The organism is Dysosmobacter sp. Phy (assembly GCF_054476235.1).
In genome coordinates, this window is sequence record NZ_CM136997.1 from 2,844,780 (window position 1) to 2,866,664 (window position 21,885).

Annotated in this window: 20 protein-coding genes; 7 read left to right on the forward strand and 13 right to left on the reverse strand. The window is 61.4% G+C overall.

Features of this window, described 5'->3' with window-relative positions; translation table 11 throughout:
• Positions 1-85: 85 nt before the first annotated feature.
• Entirely contained in the window at positions 86-1,297 is a 1,212-nt protein-coding gene (locus ACVDHE_RS14170) for an antirestriction protein ArdA (protein ID WP_458884927.1), read from the reverse strand.
• 115 nt (positions 1,298-1,412) lie between these two features.
• On the opposite strand from ACVDHE_RS14170, the gene ACVDHE_RS14175 reads away from it, so the two are divergent.
• Complete coding sequence (locus ACVDHE_RS14175; RefSeq protein ID WP_458884928.1) at positions 1,413-2,936, forward strand: Y-family DNA polymerase; 1,524 nt, start codon at positions 1,413-1,415, stop codon at positions 2,934-2,936.
• Positions 2,929-3,372: a hypothetical protein gene (locus tag ACVDHE_RS14180; RefSeq protein ID WP_458884929.1), complete on the forward strand. Its 444-nt coding sequence runs from the start codon at positions 2,929-2,931 to the stop codon at positions 3,370-3,372. Before ACVDHE_RS14175 ends, ACVDHE_RS14180 begins: the two co-directional genes overlap by 8 nt.
• 404 nt (positions 3,373-3,776) lie before the next feature.
• On the opposite strand, the gene ACVDHE_RS14185 is transcribed toward ACVDHE_RS14180, so the two are convergent.
• Positions 3,777-4,304: a hypothetical protein gene (locus tag ACVDHE_RS14185; protein ID WP_458884930.1), complete on the reverse strand. Its 528-nt coding sequence runs from the start codon at positions 4,302-4,304 to the stop codon at positions 3,777-3,779.
• 477 nt (positions 4,305-4,781) lie between these two features.
• Here ACVDHE_RS14185 and ACVDHE_RS14190 point away from each other — a divergent pair, with 477 nt between their 5' ends.
• Together ACVDHE_RS14190 and ACVDHE_RS14195 are read left to right on the forward strand one after the other, a co-directional pair.
• A complete protein-coding gene (locus ACVDHE_RS14190) occupies positions 4,782-5,117 on the forward strand; it encodes an LptM family lipoprotein (protein ID WP_418725325.1) in 336 nt (111 codons plus the stop codon).
• A 249-nt stretch (positions 5,118-5,366) separates the two neighbouring features.
• Positions 5,367-6,629, forward strand: a complete 1,263-nt coding sequence (locus ACVDHE_RS14195; protein ID WP_458884931.1) for a CapA family protein — start codon at positions 5,367-5,369, stop codon at positions 6,627-6,629.
• A gap of 91 nt (positions 6,630-6,720) precedes the next feature.
• Here the strand turns inward: ACVDHE_RS14195 and ACVDHE_RS14200 are convergent, their stop codons facing one another.
• From ACVDHE_RS14200 to ACVDHE_RS14240, 9 genes are all read right to left on the reverse strand, one after another.
• Positions 6,721-6,939: a hypothetical protein gene (locus ACVDHE_RS14200; RefSeq protein ID WP_458884932.1), complete on the reverse strand. Its 219-nt coding sequence runs from the start codon at positions 6,937-6,939 to the stop codon at positions 6,721-6,723.
• The gene (locus ACVDHE_RS14205) at positions 6,926-7,411 is read right to left on the reverse strand and encodes a hypothetical protein (RefSeq protein ID WP_213038623.1); all 486 of its coding nucleotides are present in this window, start codon (positions 7,409-7,411) and stop codon (positions 6,926-6,928) included. The genes ACVDHE_RS14200 and ACVDHE_RS14205 overlap by 14 nt, the downstream gene beginning before the upstream one ends.
• A gap of 158 nt (positions 7,412-7,569) precedes the next feature.
• Positions 7,570-8,190: a TetR/AcrR family transcriptional regulator gene (locus tag ACVDHE_RS14210; RefSeq protein ID WP_213038624.1), complete on the reverse strand. Its 621-nt coding sequence runs from the start codon at positions 8,188-8,190 to the stop codon at positions 7,570-7,572.
• A gap of 279 nt (positions 8,191-8,469) precedes the next feature.
• Entirely contained in the window at positions 8,470-10,641 is a 2,172-nt protein-coding gene (locus ACVDHE_RS14215) for a YcdB/YcdC domain-containing protein (protein WP_458884933.1), read from the reverse strand.
• Between the two features lie 234 nt (positions 10,642-10,875).
• A complete protein-coding gene (locus tag ACVDHE_RS14220) occupies positions 10,876-13,041 on the reverse strand; it encodes a CotH kinase family protein (protein ID WP_458884934.1) in 2,166 nt (721 codons plus the stop codon).
• Between the two features lie 12 nt (positions 13,042-13,053).
• Positions 13,054-13,725 carry a DUF4956 domain-containing protein gene (locus ACVDHE_RS14225; protein ID WP_458884935.1) on the reverse strand — a complete coding sequence of 224 codons (672 nt, stop codon included), beginning with the start codon at positions 13,723-13,725 and terminating at the stop codon, positions 13,054-13,056.
• Positions 13,726-13,763: 38 nt separating this feature from the next.
• A complete protein-coding gene (locus ACVDHE_RS14230; RefSeq protein ID WP_458884936.1) occupies positions 13,764-14,435 on the reverse strand; it encodes a polyphosphate polymerase domain-containing protein in 672 nt (223 codons plus the stop codon).
• Between the two features lie 111 nt (positions 14,436-14,546).
• On the reverse strand, positions 14,547-15,785 hold the full coding sequence (locus ACVDHE_RS14235; protein ID WP_458884937.1) for a sensor histidine kinase: 1,239 nt from the start codon (positions 15,783-15,785) through the stop codon (positions 14,547-14,549).
• Complete coding sequence (locus tag ACVDHE_RS14240; RefSeq protein ID WP_458884938.1) at positions 15,782-16,456, reverse strand: response regulator transcription factor; 675 nt, start codon at positions 16,454-16,456, stop codon at positions 15,782-15,784. The genes ACVDHE_RS14235 and ACVDHE_RS14240 overlap by 4 nt, the downstream gene beginning before the upstream one ends.
• 142 nt (positions 16,457-16,598) lie before the next feature.
• Here ACVDHE_RS14240 and ACVDHE_RS14245 point away from each other — a divergent pair, with 142 nt between their 5' ends.
• The 3 genes from ACVDHE_RS14245 to ACVDHE_RS14255 all read left to right on the forward strand — a co-directional run bounded on the left by ACVDHE_RS14245 (position 16,599) and on the right by ACVDHE_RS14255 (position 20,038).
• Entirely contained in the window at positions 16,599-16,976 is a 378-nt protein-coding gene (locus tag ACVDHE_RS14245) for a BlaI/MecI/CopY family transcriptional regulator (protein WP_418726090.1), read from the forward strand.
• The gene (locus tag ACVDHE_RS14250; protein WP_458884939.1) at positions 16,973-18,496 is read left to right on the forward strand and encodes a M56 family metallopeptidase; all 1,524 of its coding nucleotides are present in this window, start codon (positions 16,973-16,975) and stop codon (positions 18,494-18,496) included. The genes ACVDHE_RS14245 and ACVDHE_RS14250 overlap by 4 nt, the downstream gene beginning before the upstream one ends.
• A 66-nt stretch (positions 18,497-18,562) precedes the next feature.
• A complete protein-coding gene (locus ACVDHE_RS14255; protein ID WP_458884940.1) occupies positions 18,563-20,038 on the forward strand; it encodes a M56 family metallopeptidase in 1,476 nt (491 codons plus the stop codon).
• Positions 20,039-20,090: 52 nt separating this feature from the next.
• Here ACVDHE_RS14255 and ACVDHE_RS14260 read toward each other — a convergent pair whose 3' ends face one another.
• Positions 20,091-21,266, reverse strand: coding sequence for a hypothetical protein (locus tag ACVDHE_RS14260; RefSeq protein WP_213038630.1), 1,176 nt, complete (start codon positions 21,264-21,266; stop codon positions 20,091-20,093).
• 3 nt (positions 21,267-21,269) lie between these two features.
• A complete protein-coding gene (locus tag ACVDHE_RS14265) occupies positions 21,270-21,740 on the reverse strand; it encodes an RNA polymerase sigma factor (RefSeq protein ID WP_325227240.1) in 471 nt (156 codons plus the stop codon).
• Between the last annotated feature and the right edge of the window lie 145 nt (positions 21,741-21,885).

Genomic DNA, 21,885 nt, shown 5'->3' on the forward strand with positions numbered 1-21,885 from the left:
ACGTCAAAACTGAATTCCCCAATCATCAGCAAGTAAAAGGTGTCCTACAGAATTCTCTTGATTCTATAGGACATCTTTTTATATTTTAGCGGCCTTTGAAATGTAAACGTGTTTGTAGATGCCCTTGTAGTTCTGCTGAGGCTTGTTTCATCAACTCTTTTATTATATTGTCTCCCCTATTTTCTCCTCGAAAAGCGATATAGCCCTGATCATTGAAAACGCCGCCTTCAGCGTTGATCTGCTTTTGTCCGTATGCTTCATAGTCGATAAAAGGCGCCAGATCATCGTCCAGGTCGAAGTGGCCGGACTCCCGGATCATGAACTCGCCATATTCTCTCGGAGAATGGATGCCGGGGACAAAATCGAATAGACCTAGGTTTTGCGCCAGAGCTGCCATCTCCGTCGCCGACTGCGGATTTGCCATCTGCACAACTGCTCCAAGCTTTACCCTCTGGGCTTCATCCAGCAGCGCGATGGCGCTTGCCAGCTGATTCAAATCATTCAGAGACTCATGCTCCACGTCCAGTCGGGAATCAATTTCGTTGGGAGCCATGCTTTCCGAAAGACGGATATGGAGGTCATCCGTGCCTTCAAACCCGCTCCTTTCAAGGGCTCTCCCCAGCCGGTGTGCACTGGCGGGCAGAAAGACCCATGTGGTGGCGCTGTTCATGCTCAATTCCGATTTGTGGCTCAGACCGAGCAGAAAGACACTGTCCCTATCCTGATACAGCGGGAAGTTCTGGCCGTCATAGACAGGGCGGAGCTGCATCCCGTTGTCGTAGATCACGCCATACGGCGTGATGGTGCCGTCACCGTCGCCGATCAGCAGCAGTGCGGTTTCATACCCGTCCACATTCTCCAGTTCTTCACGGGAGGCGGAGCCGCCGTTCACGTCCAGATAATGACGGCGGCCGACTTTCTCCAAATCAGAGAAGTCGGTGATCACCGTTGTCTCCTGGCAGCAAAACGTCAGGTCGATCAGATGACTCATATCGAAAAGGCCGAACCTGACAGCAGCCGCCTGGAATTTAGCCTTTTCCTGCGTGTCAAAGCTGTTCAACCGCTTGGCGAGGTAGTCCATCTCATCGAGATTGATTGCCACCTTCTCCAGCCGCTTGAGGATCGGCCAGTCTCCGATGACCTCGTCCACCCGGCAGTCCCGCTCCAGCGGATCTCCCAGCCCCATGCGCTGGAGCATATTGACCACGCTGGGATAGTCCTCCTCCCTGATTGGGAAGGAAATGGTGGCCTGTCCGTATTCCGGGGCGCTTGCGTTGCTGACGATGGTTTGTATCATTCTTTTTCCTCCTGAATTTTCTACATACTTTTCCGATTCTTCCCCCTTGAATAGAACACTTGTTCTATGATACAATAGCGGCAGAACAGCAGAGGAAGAAAAGGAGGGATGATTCGTGGCTGATAAGGCATATCTTGCGATTGACTTGAAGTCTTTTTACGCCTCCGTCGAGTGCGTGGAACGGGGCCTCGATCCCCTCACCACCAACCTCGTTGTGGCGGATCTCTCCCGCACGGAAAAGACCATCTGCCTTGCGGTGACTCCATCCCTCAAGGCCTACGGCATTTCCGGCCGGGCACGTCTTTTTGAGGTCGTGGAGCGGGTAAAGCAGGTGAATGCGGAGCGGCTGCGGAAAGCACCCGGCCGCGCTTTTTCCGGCTCATCCACCAACGATCCGGAGTTGAAGGCTCACCCGGAACTGGCGCTGGACTATCTGGTGGCGCCGCCGCGCATGAAACTCTACATGGACTACAGCGCCCGCGTCTTCGAGGTCTATCTCAAATACATCGCACCGGAGGATATCCATCCCTACTCCATTGACGAGGTGTTTATGGATGTCACCAACTATTTGAGTACCTATGGCCTTTCTCCCAGGGGCATCGCTGAACGAATGATTCAGGATGTCCTGAAAACCACAGGGATCACCGCAACAGCCGGGATCGGTCCGAACCTCTATCTCTGCAAAGTCGCCATGGACATCGTGGCAAAACGGATCAAGCCGGATGAAAACGGTGTTCGGATCGCATCTTTGAATGAGCAATCGTACCGGCGGCTGCTCTGGGATCACCGTCCCCTGACTGACATCTGGATGATAGGGCGCGGATATGCGAAAAAGCTGGAGGCCCACGGCCTGCACACCATGGGCGATATCGCCCGCTGCTCTGTCGGGAAACCAACGGATTACTACAACGAAAAACTGCTGTACCAACTCTTTGGAGTCAATGCGGAGCTGCTGATCGACCATGCCTGGGGCTGGGAGCCCTGTACCATTGCGGACATCAAGGCATACAAACCGGAGTTCAACAGCCTCGGTTCCGGCCAGGTGCTGCATGAGCCGTATTCCTTTGCCAAGGCCAGACTGGTCGTGTGCGAAATGGCAGACCAGCTTGCTCTGGACTTGGTGGATAAGGGGCTGGTGACGAAGCAGCTGACCTTGACCGTGGGATATGACCGGGAAAACCTGCAGGACCCGGAACGCCGGAAGCGGTACCATGGGGCCGTCACCAGAGATCCTTATGGGCGGGAGATCCCCAAGCATGCCCATGGGACCGCCAATCTGGAAGAGATGACCTCCTCTGCAAAAGTGCTCATCGGCGCGGCTTCCGGCCTTTTTGACCGGATCGTGGACCAGGGTTTGCTGATTCGGCGCCTCAACCTCACCGCGGTCCGGGTGCTGCCTGTCGACAGTATAGGAGATGACTGCAGCTGTGAGCAGCTGGACCTGTTTTCGAACTTCGGTCCTGCGGCGGAGGCGAGCAGGCGCCGGGAGGCCGCTCTGGACAGGGAGAAAAAGATCCAGGCCGCTATGCTTGACATCAAGAAAAAGTATGGAAAGAACGCCATCCTCAAAGGGATGAATCTGGAGGATGGCGCCACCGCCATAGAACGGAACCGCCAGGTGGGAGGGCACCATGAGTAGCGCATATGATGATATATTGAACCTGCCGCACCATACTTCCACTGTTCAGCCGGCGATGCCCATGCAAAACCGGGCGGCGCAATTCGCTCCCTTTGCCGCCCTGGTCGGCTACGATGCCCTCATCCGGGAGACAGCTCGTCTCACGGACCAGAAGGTGGAATTGGACGAATCCGTCAAGGCGGAGCTCAACGAAAAACTCCGGCTGCTTCTGGAGCTGTTGCCTCAACGCCCGGAGGTGACGATCACATATTTTCAGCCGGATAACCGAAAGGCCGGCGGCGCATACAGGACCACAAACGGTATTGTTCGAAAATTCCTCCTCAACGAAAACCTTCTGGTCATGATGGACGGTGTTCGGATTCCTGTCAACGAAATTATTTCACTTGAAGGATCTTGCTTTTCTTATGTTGATTTATTCAGAAATAGTGAATTATGAGGTTGCACTCACTCCCTATTTTTTGAATTGGATTCTTGCAGGAAATTGCGCAGACATCTTCCATCACTTCCCCAACACAAGAACCCATGGCTTGGATATGGACACCCTTTACACTTTCTGAATCGTTTGTTGATCGGCTGTTGAATCTGAAGTGATGGCGTCTCTTTGGGTTTGCGCCTATGGTACCTAGAAAAGTGCCCACGTTTTTTCTTCTTTTCCCTTATATTAGGGGCAAAAAAAGCAGGGTCATTACCCTGCGATTCGGATCTCGATTTCATATTCACTTTACACCCCGCTTTTGGATTTAATCCTTAAGAGGCCCTTTAAAACCGCATATTCTTTGCTTAATAGAAACTCGATCGATAAGATATCAAGAAGGTCTTCTCAAAGATAGCGAACAGAATTTACTTTGAGTCACAATCACCGTTATAAATAACGATGCTCTTCTTTAATTTTTCATCTAAATTCTGGAGACAGATTCCACATCCTCTGAAAATTTCTAGGATGTCAGGATCGACGTCTGAGAGATCAAATCCCTCTTCCGTTTCATATACAAGTATCCTGTGATTCTCCGGATCTGCCTCGCAACTCAATTTGCTATCAGGATCAATCCCCGCTTCGATCAGCTCTACATATGGGACAGCCACATCCGGCATGATCGAGTCGGTCATCAACTCACACGGGTCTTCTCGTCCACAACTGTCGCATGAAGCACATGACTTCACAATGGCCATTAGCAATTCGGAGGCCATTCGTTGTAAAGATCGGCTAGCCTGGATTAATTCTTTGCCCGTCATTTCTCTAGGAATGACAACAGCAGCAGAATCGAACAAATGTAATTCAAGAGTATCGTGCTCAGAGAGATTCGCTTTTTCCAGATTCACTGCATCAATCCTGACCTCTTGGTTTCCGGAAAATAAAATAGGATTCATTATTTCCTCCTTTGCAAATTGTCCGCATCGGGATAGTATTTTGACCCATTACATGACCCATTAACCGTTGGACTCCCTCGGATATATTGGATTAAAAAGTTATCTAATCAGATTATAACCATAAGAAATGGACACATTTAATGCGGTCGGAAAATCCGAAGTTAGCTACGGACCAGAAGGCCGGGGGTTCGAATCCCTCAGGGCGTACCACGTGGTCGCAAAGCTTGCTTTGCGACCACGTCTTTTTTGTTTTCCGGCAAGCGCCCTCTCCTCCCTTTTGTAAAAATGTTTTGTCATTTTCCGAAAATATTTGTTTCCGGATTGTAGTTTTTTGCAGGCCTGATGGCTGATACAATCGGGGCACTGCCGGGTAAGGAGGAGGAAACAGCAAAGATCCCGCAACGGCAGGGAGAGAGGAAAACGCCTGGTCCATTGGGAAGATCCTGCTGGCAAACAAGTAGGAAAGGACGATCCATCATGAAAAAGTTTCTGATCTTCATACTGACGCTTACCTGTGCTCTGTCCATGCTGACGGCCTGCGGCCAAAAGGATGCGGGCAAGCAGCAGGATACCACCGAAGCACCTGTTGAGGACAGCGCAGAGGACACGCAGACCATCAGCGGCGTTATCAACCGGCTGGACGACTATCTGGTTCTGTTGGATGACAATGCAGAATACCATATCTTTGACATTGGTGAGGATGTTGACAAGGCCAGTCTGGAAGAGGGCGACAGTGTAAACATCACCTACACCGGCACGCTGGACAGCGAAAATCCCTCCCCCGTCGCCATCGCCGTGGAAAAAGTGGGATAAACGCCGCGATTCTCCAGTCCGGAAACGATACTGTCTTTGCGCTTATCAGGCCGCCGCAGACGCTCCAACGTCTGCGGCGGTTCCTCTTGCGGCCGCTCTGCAGCAGCCCGGCCCACGCTCTTCCATTGAAAGTCCCGCCAAAGGCCAAAAAGCAGCCGGTTTTGTCGAATTTGTCACTATATTGTTGTTGACTTCTGCCTGTATGGCGTTACAATGGCAAAAAGTGAGCATCACGCAAGGAGGGATTCCATGAGCCTGTACAGCGGCGGCGGCAAGCGCCTGGCAAAGTCCCGGGGCGGAAAGCGGCTTTGCGCCCAAAAGCGCCGCAGGGCGCCCCGCGTTCTGGGGCTTCTCGTGCTGTGTGCCGCCCTGCTGACCGGCGGCGCGCTGTGCTGGCAGCGCATGGTCCCGTCCGGAGCGCCGGACTCCTCCGGCAGCGATACGAGCGCCCTCCCGGAGCAGTCTCCGCCCACCCAGGAACTCTCTGAAGAGCTCCCCGCAGAGGCCCCGGATGACGATACATTTCTCCTGAGCTTTGCCGGGGACTGCACCCTTGGCGTGGAGCATACCAGCTGGGGAAAAAGCGGCACCTTTCCGGCGGTGGTGGGCACTGACTACGCCTACCCCTTTGCCGGTGTGCGGGATCTGTTTATCCGGGACGACTTCACCTTCGTCAATCTGGAAGGGGCCCTGACGGACTACAACGTTCCCGTGGAAAAGGAGTACCGCTTCCGGGGACCGCCCGCCTACGGACAGATCCTCCTGGAGGGCGGCATCGACGCGGTGACGCTGGCCAACAACCACAGCGGGGATTACGGAAAGACCGGCCTGGCCGACACACGGCAGGTGCTCTCAGACCTGGGCATCGCCGCCGGAGGCGACAAGGAGACCTTCCTCTGCACCACGGACCGGGGGCTGACCATCGGCGTCTACACCGCCTATCATATCGGGAAGGCGGAGGTCCGGCAGGCTGTCGAGGACCTGCGGGCCCAGGGGGCCCAGATCATCATCGCCGCCTTCCACATGGGCACAGAGGGCTCCTACTCCCCCACCGCCTGGCAGAAGGAGATCTGCCGCTATGCCGCCGAGTGCGGCGCCCACATCGTCTACAACAGCCATCCCCACGTGCTCCAGCCCATGGAGCGGTGGGGCGAGAGTGTCATCCTGTACAGCATGGGGAACTTCTGCTTCGGCGGCAACCGCAACCCCTCCGACAAGGACACTGCCGTAGTCCAGATTGCCGTACAGCTGCGGGAGGACGGCACAGCGGAAGTGGCGGACGTGACCGCCGTGCCCTGCCGGGTCAGCAGCCGCTCCGACCGCAACGACTACCAGCCCACTCCCTATGAAGCGGACAGCAAGGAGGCTGCCCGGGTCCGAAGCAAGCTGGACGGCAGCTTTCGTCCTCCGGTGGTCCAGACGCCGGAACAGACTCCCAGCCAAGGCACCGGACAGACGGCGGAGGCCGTGCCGGTGGCCGCCCAGGCGGGCGCTGCGGCTGAAACCGCCTGAGTGCGGCGCTCCCCGATCCCGGAGAGACAGACAAAAAGGCCTGTGTTCCACAAGAACACAGGCCTTTTCCCGCGCCTTTTCCGGCAGGGCCTCACGGTCCGTCATCCGCCCGCCGCTCCTCCGGGACCTCCTCTGTCGGATACGGGTGCCAGCCGGAGGGCGGCCGCCGGTCGGGAAGCAGGCGGCGGAGCCTGCCCAGCAGTCCCTCCACCAGATGGAACCACAGGTTCCCCCACAGAAAAACGACCACCAGGACCGCCAAAAACGCCAGGATCGCTCCCAGGGACATCTCCGCCTCACTTCTTGGCAAACCGATTCATGAAGAAATCGGTAAAGGCCGCCAGCTCTGCCTCCTGGGACACATAGACATACAGCTTCTCATCGTCCAGCCAGTCGTAGGCGTTGATGCCGATGTAGCCCTTCCGGTCCGGATAGATGATAAAGGCGTCTGTTGGATATTTGTTGCGGTAGGCCTTGAGGATCTCGGAGCGGCGGTAGTAGGTGGGATCGCCGCAGCCGGAGAGATCGGGTACTGTGGGGACCACCACGATGGTCTCGCTGGCCTCGTTCCAGCCCACGATCAGATTGCCGATCTTGGTTTTGCTGCCGTGGACGAAGCCGTAGTTGAACCAGCCCACGTCCTCGGTGTAGCCGAAGATCAGCTTGTAATCGCCGCCGTTTTCCACCACCTGGTCAAACAGCACCCGCATCCTTTTGGCGTTGGCGCTGCTTTTCTCCTGATCCACCTCAGGCCCCTTGAACAGTTTTCCGAACAATCCCATGGTAGTTCCTCCTGCTTATTTTTATTCTGATCCGGCCGGGCGGCAGATGCTGCCCGGCGGCATCATTCCATTTTTAAAGATAATAAAAACATTTTATCTTTATTTTGGGGTACAGTATCCGCCCGGCCCAAGGGCACGGGCGGAACAGTGCTCCACCGTCACAAGGGATCCTGCTTCCGGACCCGCTCCAGATAGTCCACGATGCCCTCAATCTGGATGGCGGCGGTCTCGTCGGCAGCCTCCGGCACCAGCAGAGGCAGCGTATCCGGCACCGCCCGGCGGATCACCATGACGGACAGGCTCAGATTGGTGAGCAGCTGGATCCGCTTTTTATCGGCGCAGATACCAAAACACCGCAGGATCTCCCCAAAGAGCTGAAATTGTTTTTCCCGGAAGATCCGATAGCTCTCCGGCGACAGGCGGCGGAAAATACGCTGCTGCTCCTCCACGGTCAGCACAGCGATGCCGTTGCGCTCTCCGTCGCAGCAAGCCTCAAAAAAGCGGCGGACCCCCTCCCGCCAGCTCAGGGAAGGGTCCTCCATCAACCGGCGGGCATAGGACAGGATCTTGGGCTGCTGGAGGTACAGGGCCTCCACGATCAGGTCCTCCTTAGCGGGAAAGAAGGTATAGAAAAAGGTGCGGGAAATTCCTACCTTTTTGTAGATCTGCTCCACCGTGGTGTGGCGGATTCCCTGTACGGCCATCAGCGACAGTCCGACAGAGATCAGGGCGGCGCGGATCTTCTCCCGCTCTTCCTCTGAGTATGCGACCTTCGGCATGGCAATCCCCCCTCTCAAATAAAGACAATTTAATAAAACCGTTTTTATTTTATCACATTTCTCCGGCAAGCACAAGTAAAAAAGCCTTGTGCTCCGTCCCTGCGTCAGCCGCACAGAAAGCCCGTGCCCCAAAGGGACACGGGCTTTCTGCGGCACTGTTTTGCAGGTCTCATCAATGCCGCTTGATCCGCAGGCGCTCACTGCCCGGGCCAGGGCGCGCCGGGCATCCGGCACTCCCGTCTTCTCTTTTTCAGCTCGGCCGCCAGGCAGCACGCCGGTTTACCGGTCCATCAGGCGGCAGAGCATGACCGCCGCCTGGGCCCGGGTGGCGGTGCCCCGGCCGTTGTAGCGGCCCTGCACCAGTTCCAGCCCCTGGGCCAGGGCCGCATAGCCCAGCTCGTCCGCCGGGATGGAGGACCGGTCCGGGTAGGCGCAGGTGAAGATGCCCTTGAGCTGGGCAACGGCGCCGTATCCGGCGCTGTCCAGCAGGCAGCGCACCAGCTGGCTCCGGGTGAGGACCGCGCTGTCATTGCGCTCTGACCGGGTCAGCGTACCCCGGGCATAAGCGGCGGCATAGGCCTCGTCCCGCTCCTGCTCCGTGGCCTGGGCGGGGTCCAGGGCCATCCGGTCCAGGCTGTACAGAAGGCACACCAGATCCCACTGGGTCAGGGCCTTGCCGGGCTGGAACGCGTCGCCCAGATAGCCCACACCGTAACGGGCCAGGCGCTGGATGTCGCTTTGCGCCCAGCTGCCCACAAGATCGCCGTACGTGAGGTCCCCGTCGTCGCTCTGCCAGCTGTACAGGACCACCTGGCCGCTCTTGGCGTCGATGCCCCGGCAGGTCTCCTCCCGCTCCAGGCTGTATCCCAGCTTCAGGTAGTAATAGGAGGTCAGGCCCATCTGCTGGAGCCGCCGGGTCACCTCATCGGACCCCGTCAGCTTCTGGGGCACCAGCAGATAGCCCAGGGTCACCTCATAGGTGTCCATCCAGGCGTCCATGGCCGCCTGAGCGGAGAGCACGCCCTCGGGCGTGTCGAAGGAGACGGCCTCGTCATACTGGAAGCTGAAGCCGCACACCGAACCGTCGGAGGCGTCGATGCGGACGATGTAATACTGCTCCGGGAAGAAGTAGCCGTTTTCCTTCCGGGCAAAGCGGAAGGTGTAGCTGGAGACGCTCGCCCCGCTGTCCATGGGCACGGCCTCTTCGCCGGGCATCTCATAGAGGTCCAGGTGGGTATAGCGGTCACCGTAATAGGCCTTCAAAAACGCCTCCGCCGCGGACTGGGCCTTCGTCTGGCTGACGGCAGCCTTCTGCTCACTGTCCCAGGGCATGGAGGAATAGAGGGTCTGGACCTGGCCGGTCCGGGCGTCCACGGTGAAGGTGCGGGCCAGTACGTCCTCCCCGCTGGTCCGGCTGTACCGGAGAACGCAGGTCACCGGGGCCTCGCCGTCCTCCGCTGTCTGTCCCACGGAGTAACGGGCAGAGGCCAGGGCATAGCGGCTCAGGCCGTATTCCGGTACGGCCCGCAGGGCTTTGTCCAGCGCCTCGGAGGACTGGACGCCCTCCAGCTGCCGGATGCCCTCCTGCTCGGCCTGGGACAGGCCGTTCTCCGCGGCCTCCGTCTCAGCAGCGGTATCTCCCGCCGCGGCGCCGGCACCGGATTTGTACATATCCTGCTCCAGAGCAGTCAGGTCTACCAGCTTCCCGGTCTTGGCATCCACATAGAAGGTGTGGACGCTGTCAGGCAGGTAGCACAGCACGGCGGTGGTGCTGTCCTCATCCGGCAGGATGTACTCCAGCCGCAGGGACTGCTCCGAGCGAAGGGCCTGTTCCGCAGCCGCCCGGGTGACGCTGGCGTCGGCAGAGGGGATGGTTCCCAGGAAGGCGGTCTCCGGCACATCCCGGCGGAAGCGGGTGACCACATTGTCCGCCGCCCGGACTGTGACGGAGCAGGTCAGAGGCGAGGGCAGGCCGTTTAACAAAATGGTGCCGGAGAAGCGGTAGGTGGTGCTGTCCAGGCTGTCCATCCCGGAGGGCTCCTTCAGCTCCACGGACTCACCCGCCCCCAGTACCCGTTTCAAAAAGGCGTTGGCCGCGGCGGACGCCTGGTCGGCGTCCCCCTTGGGGAAGCCTGGAACGCCCTGGTCCGGACCAGAGGATGGTTCGCTGTTCGTCACATAGTAGTCGGTGATCGTTCCGTCAGTCAGGGCGCTGACCGACAGGGACCCGGCGTCTCCGCTCCAGTAGAGGTTCCAGAGCGGGGCCAGTTCTCCCTCTTCGTAATTGCCTCTGAAATCGGTGTAGCCGTCGGTATCCAGGTCCAGAGCGGACTTCACCGACCGGGTGACCCGGTCCAGATCTCCGTCAGTCCCGCCTGCGGCCTGGGCCCAGGGCAGGGCCGCGCCGGTGAGCAGCAGAATGCTGAGCAGCAGGGAGAGCAGCTTCTTCATCGTCGTACCTCCATTCTCTTCGGCTGGTATCCGTAGGGTTTCTCCATACGATCCACTATAAGGTCAGACGAAAAAAATGTCAAAAGGTTCCACCGACAAAAAGAAAATTTCCCCAGCCGCTCAGTCATGGCTGAAAACGGGAAAAACCGCCCGGTGGGGCGGTTTTTCCCGGAGAGTTTTTGCCGCGCCGGGATGAGGGGATCAAAGCGCGGCGGAGTGGTATCAAAAAGATCGTCAGGCGCGCTTTCGGTAAAAGACCGCGATCAGCAGGCCGATCAGAAGAACTACCGCGCTGGCGCCCAAGAGCAGTAAAGCTTCAGAACTTGTCACTCCCGACACAGCGGCATTCCCCGGGAAGGTCATTGCAGAGTTCCTGTCCGTCGGGTGACCCTGCGGACTGTCTCCGGCAGAGGAGGCGGCGGAGGGCCGTTCTCCTGCCATGTCCATGGGGGGAACGTCACCCGGGGGGCCCTGCTGCTCCGGTGCAGAGGGTCCTTCTTCAGAAACCGCCGCGCCATCCGCACCCTGCGGACTGTCCGCCGATGACTCTCCGGCGTCCGGCTGGGATCCCTCCTGCTTCTCCGACACGCCCGTGGAAGCAGAGAGATCTCCCTCCCCCGTCTGACCGCGATCCCGGATGCCTATACCGCCGCCCATGCCGCCGTTGTTCATGGAGCCCATGTCGGAGATCGTGATAGAGGAGGCATCCACCAGGGCGCTGCCGTCCTCCGTCTGGCCCTCATCGGTGGAGGGGATGGTCCCCTCCAGCTGTCCACGGACGCTCTGCGCCCGCAGCAGACAGAACCGCTCCAGCGTGTCGATGCCGGTCTCAAATTCCTCGTAGGTACAGAATTTGGTGGGATCCTGCTCCACATAGGGGGCGATCAGGGCCTTGGTCTCGGCCATCATCTGCTCAAAATAGCCGCTTTCGAAATACTGGGCGATAAACTCTGAGAAATACTGATGGTACAGGGCCGTATATTCCTCGTCGGCAAAGATCCAGGCCAGCATGGGCCGGGATTCCACCGTGCCGCCGGAGACCGGCGTGTCGATGGGGTAGTTCACCATGGACGTGGCGTCGCCGCCTCCCTGGAAGCCGCCGAAGGCCAGGTTATAGTCCCAGGGGATCATGGACAGGAGGCCGTCCTCCTCGTAGAGGTAGTAGTTGTGAATCGTGGAGCCGGTGTAGCTGTCAAAGTTGCAGACGAAATTGTGGACCACGAAATAGCGGATCACCTGGTCCACATCCACAACTGTCTCAATGTCCGTCCCCTCGTTGAGCTGCTTCAGCGCCGCGATGAGCCGGTCCTTGTCGGCGTCGGTGATGTCGGTCTTGGCGTTGTCGAAGATGTTGGCATAGCTGTCATAGTCGTCGTCGGTGTAGACCAGGGACACGTCGTCGCTGCCCATCATGCCGCCGCCCATACCGCCGAACTGCCGTCCGTCGGACTTGCCGGTATCCTCCCGGGTCTGCCCTTCTGCGTCTCCGGCGTCCTCCGGGGTGCCCGCGCTCTGGTCTCCGGCGGTCACATCGCCGGAGGCGCCGCCCTCCGGCGCAGCTTCCGCAGCCTCCGGGAACTCCCCGTCCGGCATCTCCGGGGCGCCGGCAAAGGTGCCGTCCCCGGGCGGCTCCGGCATTCCGCCGTCCATACCGGGGAAGCCCATGTCCTCCATCTCCTGGAAGAAGGTCTCCGGGTCGAAGGCGTCCTCCCTGCCGTCGGTCTCCCGGTCGGCCATCCAGTCGGCCAGGTCAAAGCCGCCGTTGCCCCGGCCGCCGCCCATGCTCATGCTGTCGGGCTTGTAGAGTTCGCTGTAGCCGCCGCCGTAATTGCGCTCCAGGAAGGATTCCTCCACACCCTCCACCGCCAGATACAGCCCCCAGTCCTCGCCGTTGACGGTGAGGTAGGCATAGCTGCAAAGGGGCGCATTCACACCGAAGTACCCCATCATCTGATAGGTCAGGTAGTCCTTCATGTAGGTGTTGTCCTGGATGATGTTGTTGAGGCTCAGCTTATCCAGGCCGTGATAGCTGATGGAGCCGTCGTAGTGGTCGAACTCCACCTTGAAGCTGTACCGGTCGTTGCCGTAGCTGGCCACCTGGGTCAATGAGGTGTTGCCCTTGGCCCGGATGGCTACGTTGCTGAAGCTCTCCCCGTCGATCACCAGGTCGCACAGGACGTACTCCTCGTCGGTACAGCCGGCGAGAAATCCCTCCCAGTCGTCCATTTGAATGTCGATGGTGTGGACGGCGGAGGTGTCAAAGAGCCGGTCCTCATAGTCCATGACGGTGTCCGCGGTCTGGATACCCAAGGCGGAGCCGTTCATCAGGACCAGCGTCAGCAGCAGCGCCAGCGCCATGGCGGTGCTGCAGATTTTGTCGATCGATCTGTGGGTTGACATGGCAGTTCCCCATTATCCCATATAGTCCCCGTTGTAGCTGACCAGGACGGCGCTGGTAACGCCGGTCATCTCCGAGAGGATGTTGATGAAGTCGGTGTTGTCGTCCCTCATGCGGACCTCCGCGTTCAGTTCCACGGAGCCCTTCTGGACGGTCTTGCTCTTGACCACCAGCCGCTGGACCTGCTTGCGCAAAAACTCCGTGGCGGCCGCCTCGCTGTCGTGGTCGGCGCAGCGGATCACCACGATGTAGGGGTTCACGTGGGACTTCTTATTGGCGAAGATCAGCAAAAATACGCCGATGGCCACGCTGCCGAACACCGCCAGCGGGATCATCCCCGCCGCCAGCACGATGCCCACGGCGATGGACCAAAACAAAAAGGCGATGTCCAGAGGCTCCTTGATGGCGGTGCGGAACCGGACGATGGACAATGCGCCCACCATGCCCAGGGACAGCACCACGTTGGACGTCACCGCCAGGATCACCAGCGTGGAAATCATGGTCAGCGCCACCAATGTCACGCCGAAGGTGGAGGAGTACATGACGCCGGCGAAGGTCTTTTTGTAGATGAGGAAGATGAACATGCCGATGGCAAAGGCCAGCACCATGGCCAGCACCATGTCAAAAATGGAGATGCTGGCGACGTTCTCCAGAAAGCTGGATTTAAAAATGACCTGAAAAGTCATGTGAGAAAAGCTCCTTCTTTTTGATGTTTTTGGTCCGCTCAGCCGTAGGTCCGGCAGGCGGCATATTTGGAAAAGGCGGCAGAGTGGGTGCGGGGCACCTGGACGATATCCCGGATCACAGAGGGCAAAAAGGCGTCCCACTTCACCTCCAGGATCACCGGCGCGTCCCCCGCGGGGATCGTGACGCAGTCCGGGTCCAGAAAATCCGTACAGGCCATACCGGTGCGGATGCCGTAGTCCAGCGTCACCCGGACGTTTCCGGGGGCGTAGACGAAGGGCTCCCGGGTGTAGTCCACGATGGTCCTGGGCCGCAGGCCCTGGGTGTCCATCTTCCGCGCCAGCTCCCGCACCAGGGGCGCGGCGCTGTCCGCCAGCGGGCGGCTGTCGCCGCGGGCGATGGCCCGAACCTCCCGGGGCGTCAGCTCCGCCTGGAGCTTTCCGCAAAGCCCATTCACTTTACACTTTTTCTCCAGCAGGATAAAGGACGTGTCCTGATTGTAATAGCGCACCCGGAACTTCTCCCGGCGGTCCACGCCGTCGAGCTTTTCCCGCAGGGCCTTGTCGGCCAGGTTGTCAAAATACAGGCTGCGGATCTGATACCGGCCGTGACTGCTGTGCGCATCCCGCTCCATGACCGCCGCCAGCCGGGAGCGGAGCGCCACGAGGTCGGCGTAGCCGATCTCATGCTTCCACTCATGGCGAAACTCCATGGTTCGACCTCCTCTTTGATGGTTGTGTGAACAGGATACCGCGCGTACCTTAGCCGAAGTTTAGAGCCCGAAAAAAACAGGCGCCGCGAGAGCGGCGCCTGTTCCAGGCTGTTAAAAGCAGGCGGTGAAGTCCACCCGGTCCGGCGGGAGATACTCGGCCCGGAGCGTTCCCCCGTTCGCCTGGGCGATGGAGCGGGCCACCGCCAGACCGATGCCGTATCCGCCGTTTTTCTGCGTCCGGGCCGCATCCGCCCGATAGAAGCGGTCGAAGAGCTTCTCCGCCGGAACCTGGGGAAGCGTTTCGCAGGTGTTCTGCACGCTGAGCCGGACCTTTTTCTCCAGTCGGGCCAGGCTGACCCAGACGGTGCCGCCCTGGTCGGCATACTTCACGGCATTGTCCAGCAGCAAGGAGAGCAGCTGCTCCATCTGGGCCGGGTCCGCCCGCAGCACAACGTCCGCCTGGATGTCTGCCCACAGGGTCAGTCCCCGGGCCTCCATGGGCTGGGCAAAGCCACGCAGCGCCGCCTCCGTCAGGCCGGTGAGATCCACGTCGGTGGGATGGGCCTGTCCGGTCCCCTCGTCCATCCGGGCCAGGGCCAGGAGGTTCCCCATAAGACCGCTGAGGCGGAGGGTCTGGTCCTTGATGTTGCGGCTCCACTTGCTCTCCCCCTGGAACAGCTCCAGCGCCTCGGTGTTGGGCTGGATGATGGCCAGGGGCGTTTTGATCTCGTGTCCGGCGTTGGTGACGAACTGCTTTTGCTTTTCCATATTCTCCACGATGGGCCGGATGGCCCGGCGGGACAGGAAGATCACCAGCAGCAGCATGACCCCCCAGCAGGCAAGACCCGCCGCGCCGGAGAGCAGCAGCACCCGCAGGTAGGAGAGGTTTTCCACGGAGGTGTCCAGGAATACCAGGGCGCTGCCCCGGCCGGACCGGCTCTCCCCCAGCAGATAGCGGAAGCGGCCGGTCCGTCCGCTCTCGTCCCCGCTCTCATAGATCCGGCAGGCCATCTCCTCCGCCTCCGCCTCCGTCACGGCGGAGGTGCGGCTCACATCCACGGAGAGGACTGCGCCGCTGCGGTCGAACCGGACCACGAAGAAATTGGAGGACAGGAACGTGTCGTAGTCGTTTTTCGGCGGGTCCATGAAGGGCCGGGGCATACTGGTGTCCGGCCGGGGCAGCAGTCCGCTCCCCCCCTCGTGCTCCGCCACCACCCGCAGCGTCCGGTCGATCTGCCCGCCCACGATGACCATATTGGCAATATTGATGGCGCCCAGCATAAACACAATCAGAACCGTGATGGCCGCCATAGCGGTCATCACAAATTTTTTCTGGAGGGTCGGGATCATTCCGCCACCTCCAGCCGGTAGCCCACATTCCGCCTGGCGGCGATGGTCACGTCGGCGTTCAGCGCTGCCAAGCGCTTGCGCAGATAGGAGATGTAGACCCACACTGTCCCCAGTTCCGCCTCGGTGTCGTACCCCCACACCTTTACCAGCAGCTCCTCTGAGGACAGGTACACATCCTTGTTCAGCATCAGCAGTTCCATCAGCCGATACTCCAGCTTTGGCAGGACAAACGTCTGGCCGCCGCCGGAGAGCTCGTAGGTCTGCTGGTTCAGCGTGATGCTGCCCCGCCGCAGGACGTTGGGGGTGAACTCCCCCCGGCGGCGCAGCATGGCCCGGACCCGGGCCAGCAGCAGCTCCATGGAAAAGGGCTTGGGCAGGTAGTCATCCGCCCCCAGGTCCAGGCCCTGGACCTGGTCCTCGATCTCCCCCTTGGCCGTCAGCAGCAAAATGGGCGTGCGGCACCCCTCGGCGCGCAGCTGCCGCAGGACCTCCAGCCCGCTGAGCTTCGGCATCATGATGTCCAGGATGATGCCGTCATAGTGCTCCAGGCGGGCATAGGCCAGGGCGTCCGCCCCGTCGGCCACGGCGTCCACCATGTAGTTGTGATAGGTCAGAATGTCCACCACGGCCTCGGACATGGCCGCCTCATCCTCCGCATACAGCAGCTTCATACACACACCTCTTTTCGGAGAGGATACCGCCCGCAGCTTAACCGAACCTTAGAAACTGCCCGGGGCGCGGGAAAATTCTGTTGACAGTTATGTTCTACAAGTGTAGAATATTAATATACTACAAATGTAGAGGAGTGATCCCATGACTCCGACCATCCGCCGTCTGCCGGACGGAGAGCTGGAAGTGATGCAGGCCCTGTGGGCCTGCGAGGCCCCTGCGGCCGCCGCAGACCTGGAGGAGCGCCTGCGCGCCTCCCACCCCATGGCGCCCACCACGGTGCTGACCATCCTGACCCGGCTGGGGGAAAAGGGCTTTGTGACCGCGGAGAGAGCCGGCCGGAGGAGAGTGTACCGGCCCCTGGTGTCCCGGTCGGACTACCTGGCCGCCCAGAGCGGCGCCTTTTTCCGGGGACTCTGCGGCGGCAGCGTATCCACCTTCGCCGCCGCCCTGTGCGACAGCGGGCTGAGCCGGGAGGAGCTGGAGCAGCTACGGGACCTGCTGGAGGGGGACGCCCTATGAGCGTGGATGAGATGCTGGCACGGACCATGTCCGCCAGTTCCCTCCTCACCAAGCGGGAGATCTTCTGCCTGGTGGCGGCAGTGGCAGTGGCCGCGGCCGTCAGCGAAAAGAGCTTTCGGGACGGTGACGGAACGCCCCTGGACGGGAGGCGACGGCACATCCCCTACCTGGCTACCTTCTGGCTTCCGCCGCTGATGCTGATTTTCGCGCTGCTGCCCTGCTTCGGCCTGCTGTCCTTCCGGCACGTGCTGTCCGTGCTGTTCTCCGTACTGGTCAGCGTCTGCGTCTATGACGCTCTGCTGCTGACGGCCCTGCCTCTTCTGCGGCGGTACGTCAGCGCCCGGACCTGCGCCGTGCTGTGGCTGCTGCCCAACTATCTGGTCCTCCTGGCCAACCTGAACCAGATGAAGCTGGACCGGCCCCGCTGGGTGGTGCATCTGCCCGTCATGGCCGTGCAGGCAGCCTGCGCCCTGTGGGCCGCCGGGTTCTGCGCCGTTCTTGTGGGGAAGATCGCCGGTCACCTGCGCTTCCGCCGCGCCCTGCTGCGCTGGGCACGCCCCGCAGAAGATCCGGAATGGCTGGCCCTGTGGCGGAAAGTCCAGACGGATGCCGGCTTTCCGTCGGCGCCTTACCGGCTGGTAGTCTCCCCCGCCGCGGCCACGCCGTTGAGCATCGGCCTCTTTCCCGGGGCCCTCCGGGTGGTGCTGCCGGAGCGGGCGTACACGGCGGAGGAGCTGGAGCTGGTGCTGCGGCACGAGCTGGTCCATATCTCCCGCCGGGACAATATGACCAAGTTCTTCCTGGTGTTCTGCACCGCCCTGTGCTGGTTCAACCCCCTGACGTGGCTGGCCATGGACCGCAGCGCCCAGGACATTGAGCTGGGCTGCGACGAGACGGTGCTGCTGGACGCGGACGAGGGCACCCGCCGCCGCTACGCGGAGCTGCTGCTCTCCGCCGCCGGGGACGGCCGGGGCTTCTCCACCTGCCTCTCCGCCTCGGCCCGGTCCCTGCGCTACCGGCTGCGGTCTGTACTGCATCCGGCCGCGGAGCGGCGGTCCGCAGCGGCCCTGGTGGGCGTTTTGATCTTCGCCCTGCTGTCCACCGGCGGCTGGCCCGCCCTGGTCGCAGACAGCGGCGCCGGGCGGGAACTGCTCTTCCCCACCGGCCGTCCGGAGGACTACACTGTCCAGCGCGTCGCCTGGCGGGAGGACTGGGAGAGCACGGAGTACACCTGCGCCGACGGCGCCGCCCTGACCGGGCTTCTGGGGGATCTGGAGCTGGGTGAGCTGGACGGCAATTACGCCACTCGTTCCCTGGGTCTCCCCAGAGGGAAGGACGGCGGTCTGATCGTGGAATACGCCGGGCCCGGCGGGTCCTACACCGCCGTGCTGGAGGACCACTATCTGGAGCTCTTCCCCGACGCCGCCAGCGCCCCCGTCCTCTCCGACCGGGTCTACCATCTCAGGGAGCCCGCGGACTGGACAGCGGTCTTTTCCCTGCTGGAGGCGGCCCCCGGCTGAGCGCCCGTACATCCATCCTCACAAGAGGGCGGCGGCAAGACAGCCGCTCCCGGAAAGGAACGTCTCATGAATTCGGAACTCTACACGGAGACTGCGGCCCGGGTACTGGTATCTCTGCTCTTTGCCGGGGCAACGGTCTGGGCCTTCCTCCGCGCGGGGGAGCAGGCGGAAACGGACGCGCCCGGCAAAAAGCCCCGCCAGCGGTATCTGCCGTATCTTGCGGGCTGGGTGCTGCCGCTCTATGTGGCTTTTACGGCCATCCTCCTCTGTCTGACCTACGGCCCGGAGCGGGCGGCGCGAGCCCTGCTGTCGCTCTGCTTTCCCATTTTCCTGAGCATCTGCGTCTATGACGCCCTTTTGCTGCCGGCACTGCCGCTGCTGCGCAGACGCATCAGCGCCCGGACCTGCGCCGCACTGTGGCTGCTGCCCACCTACCTGTACCTCACCGCCTACCCCTGCATGGAGCGGTCGGAGCCGCGGTGGGTGGTGTCCCTGCCGGTGCCGGTGATCTGGGTCGGGGCGGTGTGGGCCGCAGGCTTCTGCGCTGTGCTGGGGTGGAAGATCGCGGACCATCTGCGCTTCCGCCGCGCATTGCTCAAAAGCGCCCGGCCGGTGGAGGACCCGGACGATCTGGCACTGTGGCAGGAAGAACAGCAAAGCGCCGGATGGAAAAAGATCCGCCTCCCCCTGCTGGTCTCCCCGGCCGTGTCCACGCCGCTGAGCGTCGGTCTCTTCTCCCGGTCCATCCGGGTGGTGCTGCCGGAGCGGACGTACACGGCGGAGGACCTGCGGCTGATCCTGCGCCACGAGATCATCCACATCAGCCGGACGGACAGCGCCGCCAAGTTCTTTCTGGTGTTCTGCACCGCCATGTGCTGGTTCAACCCCCTGATGTGGCTGGCAAAGGAGCGCAGCGCCCAGGACCTGGAGCTCAGCTGCGACGAAACGGTGCTGCTGGACGCCGGCGACGGCGCCCGCCGCCGGTACGCGGAGCTGCTGCTCTCCGCCGCCGGGAACGGCCGGGGCTTCACCACCTGTCTCTCCGCCTCGGCCAAGACCCTGCGCTACCGGCTGCGGTCCGTGGTCCATCCGCCCCGCCGCCACGGCGGCGCCCTGCTGGCCGGCGTGCTGATGTTTGCCCTGCTGATGACCAGCAGCCTCACGGCCCTGGCCTACGATCCTGTCCGGGGCGCGGAGGTGTTCTTTCCCGACGGTCAGGAGGCATATACACTCCGCACGGTCCAGTGGCACACGGAGATGCGGACCGTGCCCTGCCGCTGCACCGACCCGGAGGCCCTGGCCTCCAGGCTGGGCGATCTGAAGCTGGAGGCCCTTGCCGGGAAGTACACCTTCTCCGGCATCCGCCCCCTGCTGGAGGTCTGCTTCGAGGGCCCGGAGGGCACGGTCTGGATCGTGGTCCGGGAGAAATCTCTGTCGGTGATCCCCATGGGTCGTCCGTCTCTGCAGTCTGAGGGCGACTACTATCTGCCCCAGGGAGCGGACCTGGAAGCCCTGGCGCAGCTCCTGACGTTTTCAGAGTGACCCCGCAGCAAAGCAGCGGGACGGAGCATTCCGTCCCGCTGCTTCTCGCTTCTCAGGCCAAAGGCACTGTCGTCTCCCTGAACCGGAGGGCGGCGGCCTGGTCCAGGTCCACCGGCATCTTCCAGGCGAAGCTGCCCACATAAGGGCTGACATCGGCCTCGCCCACCCAGTTGGCGCGGCCGCCCTCAGTAGCGACCTCCGAACCGTCCTTCAGTACCAGGACCATATCATAGAACGCCAGAGCGTTTTTCCAGTCCTGGGGCGCGCAGGTCAGCTGCACGCCGGTGGAGGTGACCTCCACCTTCTGATAGGTCACCTGCCGGGTGACGCCGTCCTCCGTCAGCGGCAGCGTCACGTTCTCCAGCACCAGGGGCGGCTGGGTCTCCGTGGCCGACAGGGAGATGGGCACCTCCCAGCGGCCCTTCACCAGCACCTCCCCGTCTGCTCTCAGGTCCTCCAGCTCCAATGTCATGTCCCGGCTCTCCGTCAGGTCCGCGGTGGGGTCCGGGCTCTCATAGCGCACCAGCATCTCCAGACTGCCGTCCTCCCGGACCCGTGTGTTGTCCCGGGAGAAAATGATCCCGGTGCTGACCACGATCCCTACTTCCTCAAAGCTCTTTTCAGGCGCGCCCTCCAGCCATCCGGACCAGAAGGAGTAGTGCTTTCCCGGCTGGTAATCGCCGCTCACATGGAGCAGGATCCACAGATTTGACTTTCCGGCAGTGACGGAATCCACCGTCACCGTGACCTCCGACGCCGCGGCCGCCGCTTCGGCGGCCGGGGATTGTGCCGTATCCTCCGGGCCGGCGGCATTCTCCTCCCGGGATGCCGGAGATGACGTTCCGCTCTCCGGCCCCGCTGCGGGGGCCGTCTCCTCCCCGACCGCCCCGGGGAGCTCCACGATGACATCCTCCTCCCGCTCCTGCCCGGCGGCCTGGCTGCCCACGCTCTGGGTCAGGCCGTCCACGGCGGCGGCCTGGCCCTTATCCATCTTCGTCTGGCCGGTGGCCTCCTGCCAGTACTGGCGGAACCAGTCCTGGATGCCCGGGGTGCTGACGGCCAGCGCCGTCCCGGCCAGCAGCAGCACCACCAGGACCGCCGCCAGCAGGGTCTTGGGCACTTGCCGGTGCAGCGCGCGCCGCTCCTGCTTCGTCATATTTCGTACCTCCTCCTTCAGCCGGTGGGAGGCGGCCACATGGTCAAAGGCCCGCTGATACTTCGTCCGCATGGTTCAGCCCTCCTCCAACTGTTGTCTCAGCTTCCGCCGGGCCCGGTCCAGCCGGGTCCGGACGGTGGAGACATTCAAGCCCAGCATGGCCCCCACCTCCGCCGCCGAGTAACCCTCGTAGTGGTGGAGGTACAGGGGGACGCGGTATTTCTTCGGCAGGCGCAGGACCTCTTCCAGCACCTGCCGGTCCTCCGGTTCCGGCGCCAGAGGCTCCGCCGCTTCCTCCAGAGAAACGGTGTGGAGCCGCCAGGGCGTGCGGGAGAGATCCTTGCAGACATTGACGCTGACCCGGGCCAGCCAGTATCGCAGCCGCTCCTCCTCCCCCGGCGGCGGACCGCTCCTCCACAGCCGCAGCATCACCTCCTGGGCGGCGTCCTCCGCGTCGGGGACGTTGCCGAACCAGTTCAGGGCAATGCGGTACACCATATTCAAATACCGCTCAGCGGCTTCGTTGAATTCCGCTTCCGTCAGCATGGGCATGTCTCCTGTTCTTGTTTTTCCCGGAAAGGCCTTTCACCTATAATACCGGGTTTTCCAGCCGAACGTCTCATTTTCCGCAGAAAATTTTCTTCCGGCTCCCGGCGCTCTCTCCGGCTTTACAAACGGCAAAAAATACCGT

What these genes read in the sequence shown, in the direction of transcription:
- ACVDHE_RS14170 (WP_458884927.1), bottom strand. Translation starts at nt 1,297, where the DNA reads ATGATACAAACCATCGTCAGCAACGCAAGCGCCCCGGAATACGGACAG.
- ACVDHE_RS14190 (WP_418725325.1), top strand. Translation starts at nt 4,782, where the DNA reads ATGAAAAAGTTTCTGATCTTCATACTGACGCTTACCTGTGCTCTGTCC.
- ACVDHE_RS14245 (WP_418726090.1), top strand. Translation starts at nt 16,599, where the DNA reads ATGACTCCGACCATCCGCCGTCTGCCGGACGGAGAGCTGGAAGTGATG.
- ACVDHE_RS14235 (WP_458884937.1), bottom strand. Translation starts at nt 15,785, where the DNA reads ATGATCCCGACCCTCCAGAAAAAATTTGTGATGACCGCTATGGCGGCC.
- ACVDHE_RS14260 (WP_213038630.1), bottom strand. Translation starts at nt 21,266, where the DNA reads ATGCGGACGAAGTATCAGCGGGCCTTTGACCATGTGGCCGCCTCCCAC.
- ACVDHE_RS14195 (WP_458884931.1), top strand. Translation starts at nt 5,367, where the DNA reads ATGAGCCTGTACAGCGGCGGCGGCAAGCGCCTGGCAAAGTCCCGGGGC.
- ACVDHE_RS14220 (WP_458884934.1), bottom strand. Translation starts at nt 13,041, where the DNA reads ATGTCAACCCACAGATCGATCGACAAAATCTGCAGCACCGCCATGGCG.
- ACVDHE_RS14210 (WP_213038624.1), bottom strand. Translation starts at nt 8,190, where the DNA reads ATGCCGAAGGTCGCATACTCAGAGGAAGAGCGGGAGAAGATCCGCGCC.
- ACVDHE_RS14215 (WP_458884933.1), bottom strand. Translation starts at nt 10,641, where the DNA reads ATGAAGAAGCTGCTCTCCCTGCTGCTCAGCATTCTGCTGCTCACCGGC.
- ACVDHE_RS14265 (WP_325227240.1), bottom strand. Translation starts at nt 21,740, where the DNA reads ATGCTGACGGAAGCGGAATTCAACGAAGCCGCTGAGCGGTATTTGAAT.
- ACVDHE_RS14240 (WP_458884938.1), bottom strand. Translation starts at nt 16,456, where the DNA reads ATGAAGCTGCTGTATGCGGAGGATGAGGCGGCCATGTCCGAGGCCGTG.
- ACVDHE_RS14205 (WP_213038623.1), bottom strand. Translation starts at nt 7,411, where the DNA reads ATGGGATTGTTCGGAAAACTGTTCAAGGGGCCTGAGGTGGATCAGGAG.
- ACVDHE_RS14180 (WP_458884929.1), top strand. Translation starts at nt 2,929, where the DNA reads ATGAGTAGCGCATATGATGATATATTGAACCTGCCGCACCATACTTCC.
- ACVDHE_RS14250 (WP_458884939.1), top strand. Translation starts at nt 16,973, where the DNA reads ATGAGCGTGGATGAGATGCTGGCACGGACCATGTCCGCCAGTTCCCTC.
- ACVDHE_RS14225 (WP_458884935.1), bottom strand. Translation starts at nt 13,725, where the DNA reads ATGACTTTTCAGGTCATTTTTAAATCCAGCTTTCTGGAGAACGTCGCC.
- ACVDHE_RS14185 (WP_458884930.1), bottom strand. Translation starts at nt 4,304, where the DNA reads ATGAATCCTATTTTATTTTCCGGAAACCAAGAGGTCAGGATTGATGCA.
- ACVDHE_RS14255 (WP_458884940.1), top strand. Translation starts at nt 18,563, where the DNA reads ATGAATTCGGAACTCTACACGGAGACTGCGGCCCGGGTACTGGTATCT.
- ACVDHE_RS14230 (WP_458884936.1), bottom strand. Translation starts at nt 14,435, where the DNA reads ATGGAGTTTCGCCATGAGTGGAAGCATGAGATCGGCTACGCCGACCTC.